Origin of the sequence: Streptomyces sp. NBC_00019 (assembly GCF_045041015.1) — a bacterium.
Classification (GTDB): Bacteria; Actinomycetota; Actinomycetes; order Streptomycetales; family Streptomycetaceae; genus Streptomyces.
Window position 1 is genome coordinate 158,239 of sequence record NZ_CP108302.1, and the last position, 15,627, is coordinate 173,865.

Annotated in this window: 16 protein-coding genes and 1 pseudogene; 8 read left to right on the forward strand and 9 right to left on the reverse strand. The window is 69.2% G+C overall.

The window, feature by feature from the left end; all coding sequences use genetic code 11:
* Window positions 1–67 precede the first annotated feature (67 nt).
* The 4 genes from OHU89_RS00775 to OHU89_RS00790 all read right to left on the reverse strand — a co-directional run bounded on the left by OHU89_RS00775 (window position 68) and on the right by OHU89_RS00790 (window position 4,149).
* The gene (locus OHU89_RS00775; protein ID WP_405654237.1) at window positions 68–1,690 is read right to left on the reverse strand and encodes an ISAzo13 family transposase; all 1,623 of its coding nucleotides are present in this window, start codon (window positions 1,688–1,690) and stop codon (window positions 68–70) included.
* A gap of 644 nt (window positions 1,691–2,334) precedes the next feature.
* Window positions 2,335–2,760, reverse strand: coding sequence for a PASTA domain-containing protein (locus tag OHU89_RS00780; protein ID WP_405638853.1), 426 nt, complete (start codon window positions 2,758–2,760; stop codon window positions 2,335–2,337).
* Between the two features lie 898 nt (window positions 2,761–3,658).
* Window positions 3,659–3,955 carry a hypothetical protein gene (locus OHU89_RS00785; protein ID WP_405638855.1) on the reverse strand — a complete coding sequence of 99 codons (297 nt, stop codon included), beginning with the start codon at window positions 3,953–3,955 and terminating at the stop codon, window positions 3,659–3,661.
* Entirely contained in the window at window positions 3,952–4,149 is a 198-nt protein-coding gene (locus tag OHU89_RS00790) for a toxin-antitoxin system HicB family antitoxin (RefSeq protein WP_405638857.1), read from the reverse strand. Before OHU89_RS00790 ends, OHU89_RS00785 begins: the two co-directional genes overlap by 4 nt.
* A 457-nt stretch (window positions 4,150–4,606) precedes the next feature.
* On the opposite strand from OHU89_RS00790, the gene OHU89_RS00795 reads away from it, so the two are divergent.
* Window positions 4,607–5,020 carry a hypothetical protein gene (locus OHU89_RS00795; RefSeq protein WP_405638859.1) on the forward strand — a complete coding sequence of 138 codons (414 nt, stop codon included), beginning with the start codon at window positions 4,607–4,609 and terminating at the stop codon, window positions 5,018–5,020.
* Between the two features lie 22 nt (window positions 5,021–5,042).
* On the opposite strand, the gene OHU89_RS00800 is transcribed toward OHU89_RS00795, so the two are convergent.
* Complete coding sequence (locus OHU89_RS00800; protein ID WP_388860279.1) at window positions 5,043–5,360, reverse strand: transposase; 318 nt, start codon at window positions 5,358–5,360, stop codon at window positions 5,043–5,045.
* A gap of 95 nt (window positions 5,361–5,455) precedes the next feature.
* On the opposite strand from OHU89_RS00800, the gene OHU89_RS00805 reads away from it, so the two are divergent.
* On the forward strand, window positions 5,456–5,695 hold the full coding sequence (locus OHU89_RS00805; RefSeq protein ID WP_405638861.1) for a hypothetical protein: 240 nt from the start codon (window positions 5,456–5,458) through the stop codon (window positions 5,693–5,695).
* Window positions 5,696–6,179: 484 nt separating this feature from the next.
* Entirely contained in the window at window positions 6,180–6,902 is a 723-nt protein-coding gene (locus tag OHU89_RS00810) for a hypothetical protein (RefSeq protein ID WP_405638863.1), read from the forward strand.
* 86 nt (window positions 6,903–6,988) lie between these two features.
* Here the strand turns inward: OHU89_RS00810 and OHU89_RS00815 are convergent, their stop codons facing one another.
* Window positions 6,989–7,981 carry an Acg family FMN-binding oxidoreductase gene (locus tag OHU89_RS00815; protein WP_405638865.1) on the reverse strand — a complete coding sequence of 331 codons (993 nt, stop codon included), beginning with the start codon at window positions 7,979–7,981 and terminating at the stop codon, window positions 6,989–6,991.
* A 214-nt stretch (window positions 7,982–8,195) separates the two neighbouring features.
* Here OHU89_RS00815 and OHU89_RS00820 point away from each other — a divergent pair, with 214 nt between their 5' ends.
* Complete coding sequence (locus OHU89_RS00820) at window positions 8,196–8,708, forward strand: hypothetical protein (protein ID WP_405638867.1); 513 nt, start codon at window positions 8,196–8,198, stop codon at window positions 8,706–8,708.
* A 26-nt stretch (window positions 8,709–8,734) separates the two neighbouring features.
* Window positions 8,735–9,109: a hypothetical protein gene (locus OHU89_RS00825; RefSeq protein ID WP_405638869.1), complete on the forward strand. Its 375-nt coding sequence runs from the start codon at window positions 8,735–8,737 to the stop codon at window positions 9,107–9,109.
* A gap of 66 nt (window positions 9,110–9,175) precedes the next feature.
* On the opposite strand, the gene OHU89_RS00830 is transcribed toward OHU89_RS00825, so the two are convergent.
* Window positions 9,176–10,057, reverse strand: a complete 882-nt coding sequence (locus OHU89_RS00830; RefSeq protein WP_405638871.1) for a F510_1955 family glycosylhydrolase — start codon at window positions 10,055–10,057, stop codon at window positions 9,176–9,178.
* Between the two features lie 96 nt (window positions 10,058–10,153).
* Window positions 10,154–10,791, reverse strand: a pseudogene (locus OHU89_RS00835) (DUF305 domain-containing protein).
* 164 nt (window positions 10,792–10,955) lie between these two features.
* Here OHU89_RS00835 and OHU89_RS00840 point away from each other — a divergent pair.
* Window positions 10,956–11,300, forward strand: a complete 345-nt coding sequence (locus OHU89_RS00840) for a hypothetical protein (RefSeq protein ID WP_405638873.1) — start codon at window positions 10,956–10,958, stop codon at window positions 11,298–11,300.
* A gap of 68 nt (window positions 11,301–11,368) precedes the next feature.
* Window positions 11,369–11,725: a hypothetical protein gene (locus tag OHU89_RS00845; RefSeq protein WP_405638875.1), complete on the forward strand. Its 357-nt coding sequence runs from the start codon at window positions 11,369–11,371 to the stop codon at window positions 11,723–11,725.
* A 128-nt stretch (window positions 11,726–11,853) separates the two neighbouring features.
* Here the strand turns inward: OHU89_RS00845 and OHU89_RS00850 are convergent, their stop codons facing one another.
* On the reverse strand, window positions 11,854–12,762 hold the full coding sequence (locus OHU89_RS00850) for a universal stress protein (RefSeq protein WP_405638877.1): 909 nt from the start codon (window positions 12,760–12,762) through the stop codon (window positions 11,854–11,856).
* Between the two features lie 380 nt (window positions 12,763–13,142).
* Between OHU89_RS00850 and adhE the strand changes: the two genes are divergently transcribed.
* Window positions 13,143–15,512, forward strand: coding sequence for a bifunctional acetaldehyde-CoA/alcohol dehydrogenase (adhE, locus tag OHU89_RS00855; protein ID WP_405638878.1), 2,370 nt, complete (start codon window positions 13,143–13,145; stop codon window positions 15,510–15,512).
* The last annotated feature ends 115 nt before the right edge of the window (window positions 15,513–15,627 follow it).

The following is a 15,627-nucleotide window of genomic DNA, read 5'->3' on the forward strand; positions in this document are numbered from 1 at the left end:
GGACAGATCGCGATCATGCAATGACCCTGGGGCCTGCCGATCAATAACTCGTCGATCTTGATGGGGATTACGGGAGGGTGGGGTCGTGCCCGGCGATCGCGGCGAGTTGTTGTGCCGTGGTCACGGTGAGGGCGCCGGTCGGGATCTTGTGCCCGAGCGCGGTGAGCACGGGGGTGACCTCCTGGAGGGTCGCGCCGATTCTGCTCTTGGCCAGGCCGGTCGCCTCGGCGAGAACGGTGTTCGTCATGGACCAGCGCCGCTTGAGGAGGAAGACGACAAGCTGGTCGGAGACGGAGAGCCGTCTGCCGCCGGCGCCGGGGCCGCCGTCGGGGCGTTTCCCGGGCAGGAAGATCGGCGGGTGCTCGGCACGCCAGGCTCGGTAGCGGACGGCGAGATCGTCAAAGGCGGCGGGCTCGAGTCCGGTGAGGCTGGGGTGCCGCAGCCAGGCGGGGAGCTTGTCCCCGGTGGGAAAGCGCCCGAACTCGGTGCTGGGCGGGGGCGGTTCGGGAGCGAGTGGTTCGGGGCGCAACGTGTAGTTCCATGCGCCGTGCCACTCGTGCGGCGTCAGGGGCAGACGCTCCATGACGGTGTCGGGGACGGTGACGCCGGTGGGGTAGGCGCCGGGGTCGAGCTCGGCGTGGACGGACAGCCCGCTGCGTGTCGTGGTCGCTCCGATGGTGCTGACGACGACTTCGTGGCTGGTCAGGGGCCTGCCACGCCAGTTGATACTGATCTGCGAGAACAGCCGGTGCTCTATTTTGTTCCACTTCGATGTTCCCGGTGGAAAGTGACAGACAGTCACATCAAGGCCCGACTCATAGGCGAAATCGGCGAGTTCCTTCTTCCAGGCACGCACACGGTAGCCGTTGGAGCCTCCGGCATCGGCGGTGACCAGCAGGCGAGAAGCGTGCGGGTAGCGGCGGTGCCCCTCACCGTTCCACCAGCGGCGCAAAGTGGCCACCGCGAAGGCAGAGGTGTCCCCGTCGCAGCCCACCGACACCCAGCCGGTATCCGCGCCGATGTCGTAGATCCCGTACGGCACCGCTTTCTGGGCGCCCTTCTCGGGGAAGTCGTGCGCACGCACCTGCACCGGCTGCCCGGCGCGATGCCACTCGCGTCCGATGACCGCGTAGTTGCCCAGCGTCTCCTTCTTCTTGGCATCCACGCTGATGACCGGCTGCCCGTCGGCGAGGTACGCCGTGACCTGGTCGTTGATGTAGCGGAACTGGGCGTCCCGGTCCGGATGCCGGGCCCCCTCGGTGGTCCTCGAGGTGCCCTGCAGGGAGAAGCCCTCCGCCTTCAACAGCGTGGCCACCGTGTCCGAAGCGACCCGGTGCCCCTGGCGCGTCAGCTCGGCCGCCAGATTCCGGGTGGACTTCACCGTCCACAGCAGCGGAGATTCCGGGTCGCCGCGCTGGTCCGGCTCGACCAGCGCCAGCAACGCGGGCACCAGCCCCGGATCGGCCTCCCGCAAGGGCTTCCGCCCCGCGCCCGGTGCCCGCACCCGGCCAGCGGGCTCCTCCGCGTGCTCCAGCTCCCGCTTCCCGCGCGACACCGTGGACTCCGCCACCCCGGCCGCTCCGGCCACCATGCGGATCCCACCGTGGCCCAGAACGCGGGCCGCGGCGCCCAGCATCAGGCGCTGCTGGCGCTCATCGAGATGCGGCAGCAACAGCCCGAACGCATCCACCAACTCTGCCTTCGTCCCCTCCGACACCCCCGCATCCTACGACCCAACAGCCCACGAAAACCTAAGAGTTATTGATCGGCAGGCCCCAGGGTACGACGTCTTCACGCGGTACGCGCAAGGTGCGGGCTGACGCCCGCAGATCAAGAGTCGCGGAAGCCTCTCGCCGCGGCGGATGCGAGGCTCGCCTGAATCCGCTGCGCCAGCCCGTCCATGTACATGTACATGTCCAGATGCTGCCTGCCCTCAACATCCGCACATCCGCAACACACCGCAGGCTCTTCCGCATCGGCAGTGTCCTGCAGCGCCCCCAAGCGTCCACACAGACTTTTCGCTGCTCGGCCGCCGACAACGCGGGGGCCTTCATGGCGGTTACCGTCACCGTCGGGCTCCTGGGCTTCCCGTCGCCGGAGCTGGAACATCCGGCCAACGCGAGTGCCCAGACGGCAAGTACGGGGCCGACGGTGCGATGCAGGGTCCCCCAGCGGTTCGGTGTGCAGACCGGCACCATGAGGTGACGTGCACCTAACGTGAAGATGGCGCACCCGAGTTGTGACCCCTATCGGCGCAGTCAGCAGCTGGCACCCCAGTTACGCGCAGGTCCAGCCGCGCACTCGAGTGAGCCGGACCAGTCACCCGGACCTCTGTCAGCAGGACTCGTCGTCCTTGACCGCGAACAACGTCACCGGCGTGTCTGTGGGGTGGGTGCCGGCATCGGGCTCCTGGCTGCACACGGTCCAGTTGCGGTCATAGACCTGGAGGCGGCTCTGGCCGCTGGCGTCCTGGTCGTCCAGGACGTAGAACCCTGCGGCCTGCGCTTCGTCTTGGGCCGCCTGGAGGTCCTTGCCGACGAGGTTGGGCAACGTCGCGGACTCCGCCTCGGGAGCAGGCTCGGACTCGGCAGCACGGGCGGAGGTGTCCGCGTCCGCGGTGTCGGCGTCCGTCGTCGGATCCTTGGTTTCCTGCACGGCGCTGTCAGTCTTGCTGGAGCTGGTGTCGTCGCTGCCGTCGCAGGCGCTGAGCGTGAGCAGTGCTGCGGCGGCGAGGGCCGCGGCGATGGTGCGAGTGCGCATGTGGTGTCCCCCTACGGTGGTGCGTGATCTGAAGGAGCATCATGCGCCGCATGGATATGGTGTGGAGGTGGAGTGGCCTTCCCGTGACACGAATGAGTGCTCGCTGCGCCCATGTCCGGGCATGGCGGAACTCGCCTCACGATGCGGCAAGATCGCGCGGGAGGCAACTACGGGCGTAGTGTGGGTCGGGGCAGGCAGTAGTGCCAGTCCGCATCCTCGTGCGGCGGGCCCCCGAACATACGCAGCACGTAGGTAACCCCGTCTATCTCCCTCTGGCCCGGCGGTCGGCCGACCTCGCCGGGCTCCGCCACCACTTCACGGCCGTCTGCCGGGCCGCCTTCAACGCCGAGTCGCATCACGCGCTGATCAACGGCAGGCGTCGCGTGCGGTCACGCGGAGGCCCCGCCCAACCAGACGAGGCCTCGCACTGTGCGCGGCTACTTGACGGGCCACCGCACCGGCTCGTCCAGACCCTGCGGCGAGTACAGCACCCTCTCCGCCGCGCGCTTCAATGGCGGGCACCTCCTGCATCACATTGCCCGAGGTCAACATGAAGAACGGCGGCTCGGTGATGAAGACGGCGCACTTCGGCGCCGCCGACGGCTGGGGGGGCGATCGGTCGCTCTGGCAGGACACCGCCGACTGCGGCCCGTGCCACCCGGCCAGCGACTCACCCGGCCTCGACATTGACCTACTGCCCTCGCCGGCCGCCGGGGCTCATTGCGCCGCCACCCTCCTGGTAACGGCCCATCGCACCGCCTGCCCCCTGACCTCCCCCTGCAGACCGACGCCTTGCGCGCCGGCCGGCGAGCCGCACCGGGGAGTGAGCAGCCTGTCAGCGGTCTGCCGTTGGACCGCCTCCCGAGGATCGCGACTGGCCGCCCATGTGGTCAGGCGGCTACAGGTCAAGGACGGCGCGCAGCGCCTGGTCGACGCGGGCCATGATCTGGGCGGGTACTGTGCCGCGGTGGGTCGCCCCGTCGAAGCGCGTGGTGCGGAGCTGTTGGAGGTTGACGGCGACGGCGGTAGCTGGGATCGGGTCGCCCACCACGACGGACATGGCGGTGTCGGGGTAGCGGCCTGAGGGGTGCAGGACAATCGCGAGCACCGCGCCGTAGGCCTCCTCCAGGCCGGTCAGGGAGACGATCAGAACGTCGCGGCCGTCGGCCAGGGTCCAGATCTCGCCGCGCCTCACCGCAGGGCGTCGCCTTCGCCCGCCAGGTCGTCGCCGAGGCCGAGCGCTGCCAGCTGGCGCGCGGCGTCGAGGGTGGCCTGGCGGCGGGCGGCGCGCACCACGTAGGCGTTGAGACTCATCCCGGCCGCCTCGGCACTGGCCCGGATCGAGGGCGCGAGTTCATCCGGGATACGCAGGGTCATGTCTACGGTCATGAGCTCAGCCTAGCTACCGGGAAGTGGTGGCGTAAGGCGGTGGCATAAAACGGGGCGTGGAAGGGGTTCTGGGTGCGAGGGTATGCCGGTCCGCCGTTGGTACAGCTCCACGTTCCCGGGATCGTGTACATGCCAGCGCGGGTACTGCCTGTCGGCGCACGTACCGCTGCGGCAACGCGACCCCTCCCGCCGTCAACACGGCCTCGCGAGCCGGCACGGCGATCGGTGCGAGCGCCGATCGCGTCGGCCACGCGCCTATGCAGGCTCCGGCGGCGCACAGAGAGGACGCGTCTCAAGTGGCGTGGGCCATCGGTCACCTGCGCCGGTGGCCGCCGACCCACGTGGGCCGGCCCTCGGTGTGCATACTGTGACCGGCAGAGGGGCCGTCGTCCGACCGAACGGCGATGGGCGGGGCCGATAGGCCACGGGCCGGGCCGGACGATCAAGGAGACCAGCGATGGATGTCAAGGAAAGCTTGCGCCGCTACGGGCTTCGCCCCGTCGGCGCGGATCTCGACGAGGTCCGCGCACTCCTCAGAGAGCACACGGCGCGTGAGCGACGCGCCCAGGGCGAGGGCGACACCGAGCTGATGAGGCTCTGCTGCTTCCAGCTGTTCAACAGCGGCGACGTCGACGACGTGCTCCTGGTCTGGAGTGCGAAGCAAGCCAGCTTCGACGCAGCGTGCTCGATCGACATCGAATTCCTGCTTGGGCACGGGCTCGACGCGACGAAGGCCCACCTCTCGGCCAACCGTGCACCTGCTGCGGCGGCGGCGCTGGTTCGACTGCGCGAGCTCGAGGCGGACGGTGAATTCGAGAGCTTCTCAGTGGAGGAGCGCTCCGCCTCCTACGACCGGTACTACGGCGACTGACGATTCTGCAGCGCAGCGCCGCTCAGTCGTCCGTGATGAGGCCGGTGCCCGCAAGGCAGCTGTCGACGAAGTCCGGGCGGTACTGGATCTGCTTGAGCCTGCGCTTCACGGCCCTGGTGATCTGGCCCAGGTCGGCTGCGGCGAGGTTGCCGATGTCGCGCTTGACCAGCGACCAGATGCCCTCCTGCGGGTTCAGGTCCGGCGCGTAGGTGGGCAGCTGGAACACGGTGAGCCAGGCGGCATTCGCGGCGATGAACTCCCGCATCCCGGCGGTCAGGTGGAGGCGGACGTTGTCCCAGACCAGCACGATCGGTCCGCCGAGCTGGATGCGGGCACGCACCAAGAGGTCGCGGAGGTCCCGCCAGCCGAAGCCCTTCGGCTCGCCCTTGCGCCCGCGGTACTCGCGGCCACGGCCCGGCGGTCCAGATCCGTCTCATGGGCCAGGAGACGGGCGACGGTGGCGGCCTGGCGCAGGTCGATCGGTACCCGGAACACTGTGTGGGCTGCGAGCGGGCCCGATTCCTGGCCCATGAGGCGGACCATGCGCTCAGCCAGCGGTATCCCCCGCGTGCCGTCGCCGGGCTGCGCGTGGCCTATCAGCAGCTGTTCGACCCGGACTTTCGTCTGCTGTGGGAGTGGCACCTCGACCACCTCTCCCGCCGGTCGGCACCGTAGGCCGTCGACGTGCTCGGTGGCGAAGGCGTTGTACCAGCGGCGGAAGTAGACGCTGTCGGTGTGCAGCGCGGGCGGGACCGGCCCGCAAGGGTTTGGGCCGTGCAAGGCGGCGCGGACGGCAGCCAGGGCGTCGGAACGCTTGATGTCGCCGAAGTGCGGGTCGTCGCTGCGCCGTTCGCCGATCCAGTCGGCGAAGGCGGTGATGCCCAGGTCGCGACAGGTCGCGCGGATCGCGGCGTAGGTGCGCGCCGCCGTCCAGCTCCCTCTACGCCGTACGCCTTACAGGCCGTATCGCGCTACAGCCGGCCCGTGCCGAAAGGTGTCACTGTTCCCGTGTCTCAGCACCACCTTGCCGACCCCCGCTCGCTGTCGGCACCGCCCTACGCGCCCCGCACCACGTATCCCTCCCGCCTGGCCGCGCCGGAAGGTCCGCAACCGTCCGATCGAGGTTGCGCCGAGCCCACGCCGCGCGGAACGCGAGCCCGTGAACACAACCGGCGGCCGGCGCGGGCGTCGCCGGGCACCCAAGCGTCCCCCGTTGCTCGGCGACTATCTGGGCTATGCCGCGACCTTCGTCGGAGCCGGGCTGATCAGCGGCGCCATCGTGCACCACCCGCTCGATCCCGACCGCTACACCCTCATCGCCGTCATAGGCGCCGCCGTCTTCCTCTGCGCCACAGTCCTCAACGAATTCGTCCTCACCCGCAGCCGCCCCAGCGTCGCGAAGGTCTGCGGCGTAGTGGCTGCCTCCCTCGCACTGTCTTTCGGCATCGGCATGCTCAGTGGCGGCCTGCAACACTTCGAGGACTTTCCCGAACGGGCGGCAATGCTCATCCCGTTCGGCCTTGTCCTGTCCTTCGTCGCCTACGTGCTGCGCCACCAGCCCTCCCGATGGCGCAGCATCGCCGGTCCGGCCGGGATCCTGATGGCGGTGACGGCGGCCGTCGCCTTCGTCGGTCTGAGGGGCATCGCCCAGGAGATGGCCGCACAACCGGACGGCGACGGCCATGGCCACAGCCACGGCGACCAGCGCACAACAGAAGCGGAGCCGGACACGGGCGGGGCGGACGGACACGACCACGAACCTGGCTCCTCCGGGGGCACGTCCCATGAGACGCCGCCGAGTGCACGGCCGAGCCAGGAGCCCACGGCGACTGCCCCGTCCGAGGAGGCCGAGGACCACGGCGAAACAGGGCACAGCCACTGACGGGTGGTGCTCGCGGGAGAGGACGTGCCGGGAACTGACGGCGTCGCCACGAATCGTTACCTCGTGGCGACGCCGTCGGAAAACATCTACGGCTCGATGTCGAGCACGTCTTCCACCGCACGACGCGGCGTCCCCGGACCCTGCTCGCCGTATCCCAGGCGCAGCACCATCTGCACGAACCCCATCGCCGACCGCGGGTCGCGGACGGCCCAGCGGAGTTCCGGCCATTCGAGGGCGTGGGAGGTGAGCGAGGTTGCCAGCCCGTCCAGGGTCGCCTCGAGCAGGACTCGCTCCATTGCCTGCCCCGCCGTGAGCCAGTCCTCGGGCCGGTCGCCGGTGGTGCCCAGCAAGGCCAGATGCGGCTTGCTCTCGAAGGTGGCCACCTGGCGACCGGGCACGGCGCGTCGGCCCGCGAAGTCACGCACCGGGGCCTTTCCGTCCCGCTTGCGCGGGCCGAAGGCGTAGTCGGGGATTCCGTCGGCCGACATCGCGGCGGCGTCGGGGCCGATACGGGTCCAGCGGACAAGGTCCTCGAGCTGGCTGGGGTCCAGCGAGTCGCGTCCCTCGGCATCGTGGACCAGGTCCAGCACGGTTTCTGCGTGCCATTCGGAGGGAAAGAGCAGCCGCGCTCCTTCGCGCAGGGCAGCGCCACAGAGAGCGTCCTGTACGGCCTGGGGTATGTCCTCTTCCGAGAACGGATGGCGGCTGGTGTGCCGGCGGCGGATGGCGGGGTACAGCACGGCGAGGTCGGTCTCCGGGCGTACGGGACCGGCCAGCTCCACCGTCGCGAGTAGTTCCGGGTCCGCCGGGTCGGGCAGCAGCCGGGTGGCCGGCTCCCAGCCCGCGTGAGCGGCGCTGACACGCAGGTTGAACAGGGCCGCGCCGCAGCCGATGTGCAGGGCGCGGTTGGTGGGGTCCGCATGGGGCATGGCCCGCTCGAGGTCCGCTCGGACATGGAAGGTGCGGGCGCCGCTCAGGTAGCGGAACTTCCACGGCTGGGCGTTGTACATGGACGGTGCGGCTGCGGCGTCGCTGACGGTAGCAGTCACTGTTTCCGCGTCGAGCGGTTGTGCTGACATCAGGGGCCTCCCTCCGGGAGTCGGCCGGCCTGGCGCAACGGTGGCCCGCCTCTCCTCACGGTAGTCCCGGCGCGCCCGCACAGCTGCGCCGAACTATGGCGATAACGTCATCACTGATCCCTTAATCGAGCAAATTGCCACTTTTCTATCATTATCGAAACGGAGAAGTACACCGACGGCAGCGTCGGCTCCGAGGGCGAACAGGAGATGGCCCGTGAACTTCACCGAGCGCGAGTGGTGGACCCTCGTCCACGGCATGATCCTCGGCGCCGCATTCCTGCTCGCTTTCGCCGGCGGGCTTGCCGAGTTGTACAGCCTCAAGCCTGCCCTGATGACGCGCGTGGGAGTGGTGGAGCGGATGCGGCGGGTGCGCATCGGTGTCACCGCCATGGCGGTGGCGGCATGGGCGACTGTGATCACCGGCACTTGGGTCGTCTATCCCTGGTACCGGGAGAAGACCCCGGACAGTCCCAGGTCACAGCTGCTCGCCGATCCGGACACGGCGGACTGGCACGAGTTCGGCATGGAGTGGAAGGAGCACATCGCCTGGCTCAGCCCGATCCTGGCGACCGCCGTCGTCTTCATCGTCTGGTACTACGGCCCCGGCCTGATCCGGCACAACCGGGTCCGCCGCACCACCATCACCCTGTTCGTTCTCGCCTTCGTCTTCGCGGCGGTGGCCGGGGCATTCGGCGCCTTCATCACCAAAGTGGAACCCGTCGTGTGACCAGGTCCTGAAAGGAGGCCGCGGGCATGGAAGCCAAGAATGCGGCGACACCGTCCGGAGGCGGACGGGAAGAGGAGTTTCCCCTCAGCGAGAAGGTGGAGGGGCCGATCTCGGCAGCGATCATCGCCGCAGGCGTCGGATGCACCGCACTGGGCGTCCTCACCACGCTCGCCGAGGCCAGCACGACGGTGCACGACGGCCTGGAGTGGAGTGACTCGGTCGGTCCGCTGTCCGGCAAGACCATCCTGGCCGTGGTCGTGTGGCTGCTGGCCTGGGCCGTCCTTTATGCCGCACTGCGCAACAAGCCGTTCGAAACAGTACGGGCACTCCTCATCAGCCTCGCGCTCATCGCCCTCGGGATCCTCGGAACCTTCCCTCCGTTCTTCCAGCTCTTCGCATAGACCCTGTGCTCGTGGCCCTCAGCGGCCTCGGCATGGAGCAGACCCTGATGCCGCATTCCCCGGCGTTCAGTGCCCGACCGTGGTGGACACGGGCAGGCGTTCGCTGAACGTCTTGCCGCCGTCGCGGGATTCGTACACGCCGTCCTGTGTCGCGGCCAGGATGCGCTTGGCGTCGACGGCGGTCAGGGCCTGGAGCCGCCCGCCCGGAACGGTCCCGGTCTTCTTCCAGGTAGCGCCGGTGTCGGTGCTGCGGTGCAGGCCGTCGGCGAGGTCGACGCCGTACAGGGCATCGGTCGCGGGCCAGGACAGTGAAGCCAGGACCTGCCCGGAACCGGTGCCGAACGTCCGGCCGCCGTCGGTGCTCGCGGCGACGCCATCCTCCGTGGTCGCCAGCACGACGTCCTGGTCCTTCGGGCTGACGGTGATGTCCAGGGCGTCGAGCTCGGCTCGGTTGTCCCAGGACCTCTGGTCGGTGCTGACGCGCAGCACGCCGCGAGTGCTGTCGTAGCCGTAGACGGTGTCGTGCGCGTACTCCAGGGAGTGGAGGTCGGTGGTGCCGCCCAGTGAGAGGGTCTTCCAGGTCCTGCCGGAGTCGGTGGACTGGATCAGCCCGCGGTTGCCGTGGCCACCGCTGCCCTTGGCCGGGTGGCCGCTGCCGAGGAAGGTCTTTGGGCCGATGACGGTGAAGCCCATGTAGTCGGCCGTGTCACCGGCCCGCTCGGCGGTGCCGTTGTCGGCCACGGCGATGACGCCTTCGTGGGTGGCGACGTACAGGCGTCCGTCGGCCGGGTCGACGCCCAGGCCGTGGACGTGGCTGACGGCGAGGCTGCCGGAGCCGTCGGCCGACGCCGTGTCGGACGAGATATCGGAGCTGGGGGAACACGCGGCCAGGACAGCCGCGAGGGCGGCCCTGGTGATGGCGGTGGCCGCGCGGGAACGAATCTTCATGCTGAGGATCTCTCGGTTATTTCTCGGTGAGGCTCGAGGAGGAGTGGCGAGCAGGGCTCAGGGACGGGCGCAGCACATGCCCCCGAGCGGGTGTCGTCAGCTCTTGCCGAGGAGCTTGTTCATCTCCTCGATCTCGGCGTTCTGGGCGGTGATGATGTCGTCGGCCATCTTTTTGGCCGGCCCGTACTGGCCCTTCTCCTTCTCCGTGGTGGCCATCTCCACGGCGCCCTCGTGGTGCTCGACCATCATGGTCAGGAACATCGTGTCGAAGTCCTTGCCGGACGCGTCCATCAGCTCGTCCATGTCCTGGGTGTCCATCATCCCTGGCATGTCGGAGCTGCTGGAGTGGTCCATGCCATGGTCCATGCCCGGCATGGAGGAGGGCACGTCCTCGCCCCACGCCTTCAGCCAGCTGGACATCGTTTTGATCTCTGGGTCCTGGGCCTTCTCGATGCGCGAGGCCAGGTCCTTGACCTCGGCGGAGGACGCTTGAGTGGCGGCCATCTTCGCCATCTGGATGGCTGCTGGTGGCGCGGGATCATGCCCTGGGCGAAGGAGACGGCCTGGTCGTTGTGGGCGCCGGCGGTGTCCTCGGCACCGGCCGAGGCCGACGTCTGCGCGGCCGAGCCGCTGTCGGACCCGCCCTCGCTGCCACAGGCGGCGAGGACGAGCGAGGCGGCGACGGCCGTGGCGACGAGGCCGGCGCGACGGACGAGGGAACGAGTGCTGGTCATGCGTGAACTCCGGGATCTGCAAAGGCAGTTGGTGCGGCAGTGCCCGGGTGTTCTCGCACCCCAGACAGGCCAGGAACGATTCCGCACAGGGCTCTCCCGGCTCCGTTGTCGGGCTGTTGAGGTGGTCGACACATCCCGCGACAGCGCATCGTGACACCTACGACGTGCTGTACAGCGTCTTCGGCGCCGTCGACTTCACCGACCCGCACTCGCTGCTGCCGGCGGCAGCAGCCGCCCTGCGCCCGGGCGGCCGCCTGGTGTTCTCCACCCTGGCGCACTATCTGAGCGGCCGGCCCGCGCAGCCGGACGTCGTGGCTGCCGACATCCCGGCGCGGACCTCCGAGGGCAAGGAGACCACGATGCGCCGCTGGGTGCTTCAGGATCGCGTGTGGGTGAAGCTCCTGGACGAGGCCGGATTCACCGGCATCGACATTGACCTACTGCCCTCACGGGCCGCTGGGCCTCGCTGCGCCGCCACCCTCCTGGTCACGGCCCATCGCACTTCCTGAACCTTGACCTCCCCCTGCAGATCGACGCCCTTGCGCACGGCCGCCGGACGCAGCCAGCGCAACAGCTCGTGGTCCAGCTCGAACCATGCCAACAGGTCCTGACCGAAGCCGAACGCCAGAGAGCAGACAGGGACCGCCGCGGCCGCAACCCCGGCTTCGGCACCCTCGATCACCGCCACCGCGTCCTGACCGCCGTGCTACGCAGTCGCAACACCGTCACACTGACCCTCGCGGCCGAACTCATGGGCCGCAAACGCAACGTGCTGAGCTACCACGCCGGGAGATCCAAGCCGATGCTGGCCTTCGCCGGACCCGAGCTCGCCAGAGTTCTCGTCTTCCGTCGGACCCACCCGCCCCGCACGCTCGAAGCCTTGAAGCGCGTGATCGAGCACCACGACAACGACATCAACTCAGGCAGTAGTTAATTACGGCTCCTGAACCGCTTCCAGTTCGTCGCCGACCACCACCGCCGCTACGGCGTGAAGCGGCTGTGCACCATCCTGGGCATCGCCCGCTCCAGCTTCTACTATGGAGTCCCGCTCCGGGCCGTGGTTCAGGCGTGCGGGACGACAACCACCGGGCAGCCTGCATGATGCAGGACCGCGTGGGCGACCGGACCGGTGTGGACACCGAGACGACTGTCCCGGATCCGGCGTCCCACGACGACAAGCGACGCCCCGGAAGCGGCGCGGGACAGTTCGGTACCCGCCCTGCCTTCGACGACGGTCTCGGTGACGGCGACCTCGGGGAACTTCTCACACCACGGACGCAGCGTCGCGACCACGGCGTGTTCGCGCTCCGCGAGCAGCCCCGGGCCGGGCGGCGGGGCGACCCGGTCGGCGATCGCGTATCCCGGCGGGAAACTGAAGGTGTGGATCACGCGCAGCGCGGCACCGCAGCGCCGGGCGGTCTCGAAGGCGAACTCGATGAGCTCGTCGCAGGGTTGGCCTATGTCGAGGCCGAGGACGACGTCGCGGTACGGGGTCTCGGGAATCTCGTCGGGCGAAACACCGGCGAGGGGCGAGAAGTGCTCGCCGGCGGCGCTCTCACCCTCGCGGACCAGCACCACAGGGCGCGGTGACCTGGCGACGACCTTCGCGGACACGGAGCCGAGCAGGAACCCCGTGACACCGCTGAGCCCGCGGGACCCGAGCACCACCAGCTCTGCGCCCTCCGCCGCTGCCAGCAGGGCAGCCGCTGGGGAGTCCTTCACCTGCTGCTCTACGATCTGCAGCCCGGGGTGCGCGGCGCGGACGCTGTCCGACACCTCCGACAGGATCTGCCGAGCCCAGCTTCGCTCGGTCATGTCCATGGGCACATTGGCGGCGGGACGCGGGTGCAGCTGCCAGGCGTGCACGAGCCGCAGCGTGGCGCCACGGCGCAGGGCTTCCCGGGACGCCCAGTGAGCGGCGGCGCGGCTCTCGGGAGAAGGGTCGATCCCCGCGACTACGTGTCGGTCCACGGCCTGTGCCTCCTAGGTGTACGTGTGTCCTCCGTCAAGCCTGGTACGAACTCCAGGCGGTGCACAGGGGCCGGATGGGCCCTCTCCTTGGGCTCCACGGCCCTCCTTCCGGGCCCTGCGTCGTCGGAGCCCCGGGGGGTGCTCGTCTCCTCCCTGCCTTCGGAGCTCACGGGAGCCTCACCGGTCCGCCGGATTGGGGCCGATAGGGACACCGTCGGGGACCTTCGGCGCCTGAGTGCCGGGCCTGTCAGGAGCGACAGTGGTGATGGGAGCGGTACTGATCCCCCACAGTGCCGTTCCTCACCCACGCTGCGAACTCGACGACGGAGGCGTATCTTCATGGCCGGTAAGGACCACGGCAAGCCCACCACCCCCGACAGTTGAAGACCGTCGGAGTCATAGCCCGCGACGACATCGAGGACATCGTCGAGATCGCTGAGCCGGTCGGCGTGGTCTGCGCGATCACGCCCGTCACCAACCCCACCTCCACCACGATCTTCAAGGCCCTGATGGCACTGAAGACCCGCAACCCGGTCGTCTTCGCCTTCCACCCCTCCGCCCAGCGCTGCAGCGCGGAGGCGGCCCGCGTCGTCCGCGACGCGGCCATCGCCGCAGGGGCACCGGAGCACTGCGTGCAGTGGATCGAGACCCCCTCCCTCGAGGCGACCGACACGCTGATGCACCACCCGGGCGTCGCGCTCATCCTCGCCACCGGTGGCAACGCCATGGTCAAGGCCGCCTACTCCGCGGGAAAGCCCGCCCTCGGCGTCGGCGCCGGCAACGTCCCCGCGTACGTCCACAAGAGCGCCAAGCTGCGCCGGGCCGTCAACGACCTGGTGCTGTCCAAGTCCTTCGACAACGGCATGATCTGCGCCTCCGAACAGGCCGTCATCCTCGACTCCGAGATCTACGACGCGGCGCTCGCCGAGTTCCGCACCCTGCACGCCCACCTGGCGTCCGCCGAGGAGAAGGCGAAGCTGGAGGCGTTCCTGTTTCCCGTCGGCTCGGCGGGCAGCGGCTGCGAGCCCAAGGTCAACGCCGCGGCCGTCGGGCAGAGCCCGGTGTGGATCGCCGAGCAGGCCGGGTTCACCGTGCCTGCCGACACGTCCGTCATTCTGGTCGAGGCCGAACGGGTCGGCCCGGACGAGCCGTTGACCCGAGAGAAACTGTGCCCGGTGCTCACCGTGCTCCGCGCGGGTTCCCAGGCCCAGGGCTTCGATCTGGCCGCCGACATGGTCGCCTTCCACGGCCAGGGCCACAGCTCAGTCATCCACACCGAGGACCGCGAGCTCGCGGAAGCGTACGGCCGTCGCATGAAGACCGTACGGATCATCGTCAACTCGCCCTCCTCCCAGGGCGCCATCGGCGGCGTCTACAACAGCCTGCTGCCCTCACTGACGCTGGGCTGCGGATCCTGGGGCAGCACGTCGGTGTCCAACAACGTCACCGCCGCCCAGCTGCTGAACGTCAAGCGGGTCGGCACCCGCCACAACAACCTCCAGTGGTTCAAGGTGCCGCCGAAGATCTACTTCGAGCCGCAGGCCATCCGCTACCTGACCTCCATGCCGGACGTCCACCGCGTCACGATCGTCACCGACGCGACGATGACCCGACTCGGCTTCGTCGACCGGGTGAGCCGAGTCCTGCAACGCCGACCCGAGCCGGTGACCCTGCAGATCATCGACAACGTCGAACCCGAGCCCAGCATCTCTTCCGTCCAGCACGGCGCCCGCCTCATGCGGGACTTCCGCCCGGACACGATCATCGCGCTCGGCGGTGGCTCCCCGATGGACGCCGCGAAGGTGATGTGGCTGCTGTACGAGCACCCGGACATCGACTTCGCCGACATGCGGCAGAAGTTCTCCGACATCCGCAAGCGCGCCTTCCGCTTCCCTGTCCTGGGCAAGCGTGCCCGGCTGGTGTGCATCCCCACGACATCGGGAACCGGCGCCGAGGTCACCCCGTTCGCCGTCATCTCCGACCCCGCCACCGGCAAGAAGTACCCGCTGGCCGACTACGCCCTCACCCCCAGCGTGGCCATCGTCGACCCCCTGCTCACCGCCCAACTGCCCCCGGCCCTGGCCGCCGACAGCGGCTTCGACGCCCTCACCCACGCCATCGAGGCGTACGTCTCCGTCTACGCCAACGACTTCACCGACGGACCCGCCCTGCACGCCGTCCGCCTCATCTTCGATCACCTCGACGCAGCCGTGAACGACCGTGCGGGCAGCCCCGAGGCCCGGGAGAAGATGCACAACGCCGGCACCATCGCGGGCATGGCCTTCGGCAACGCCTTCCTCGGCATCGTCCACGCCATGTCGCACACCCTCGGCGCCACCTTCCACATCGCCCACGGTCGCACCAACGCGGTCCTGCTCCCGCACGTCATCCGCTACAACGGCACCGTGCCCACCAAGCTGACCGGCTGGCCCAAGTACGAGAGCTACCGCGCCCCGGAACGCTTCCAGGACATCGCCCGCACACTCGGCCTGCCCGCCGCCACCCCAGCACAGGGCGTGGAATCCCTGGCCTCCGCCGTGGAACGGCTCCGTGCCGCCGTGGACATCGAGCCCTCGTTCCAGGCCCTGGGCGTGGACGAGCAGAGCTACCTCACGGCCCTGCCCCAACAGGCCCTCAACGCCTACGAAGACCAGTGCGCGCCCGCCAACCCGCGCATGCCGATGCTCGACGACATGCAGAAACTGATGCGCACCGCCTACTACGGCCAGGCAGCCACAGCGGCCCAGTAGACCGCGGCTTCTGGGATCTTTCGGAACGCGGATGACGGTGACGCCGAGTTCCTGAGCCCGGGAGTGGAGGTTGGCCAGTGCGGAACCGCGTTGTCGAGCAGGCCGGTCATACGTA

What these genes read in the sequence shown, in the direction of transcription:
- OHU89_RS00780 (WP_405638853.1), bottom strand. Translation starts at nt 2,760, where the DNA reads ATGCGCACTCGCACCATCGCCGCGGCCCTCGCCGCCGCAGCACTGCTC.
- OHU89_RS00825 (WP_405638869.1), top strand. Translation starts at nt 8,735, where the DNA reads ATGGAAGCCAAGAATGCGGCGACACCGTCCGGAGGCGGACGGGAAGAG.
- OHU89_RS00790 (WP_405638857.1), bottom strand. Translation starts at nt 4,149, where the DNA reads ATGACCGTAGACATGACCCTGCGTATCCCGGATGAACTCGCGCCCTCG.
- OHU89_RS00815 (WP_405638865.1), bottom strand. Translation starts at nt 7,981, where the DNA reads ATGTCAGCACAACCGCTCGACGCGGAAACAGTGACTGCTACCGTCAGC.
- OHU89_RS00805 (WP_405638861.1), top strand. Translation starts at nt 5,456, where the DNA reads ATGGGCCAGGAGACGGGCGACGGTGGCGGCCTGGCGCAGGTCGATCGG.
- OHU89_RS00830 (WP_405638871.1), bottom strand. Translation starts at nt 10,057, where the DNA reads ATGAAGATTCGTTCCCGCGCGGCCACCGCCATCACCAGGGCCGCCCTC.
- OHU89_RS00795 (WP_405638859.1), top strand. Translation starts at nt 4,607, where the DNA reads ATGGATGTCAAGGAAAGCTTGCGCCGCTACGGGCTTCGCCCCGTCGGC.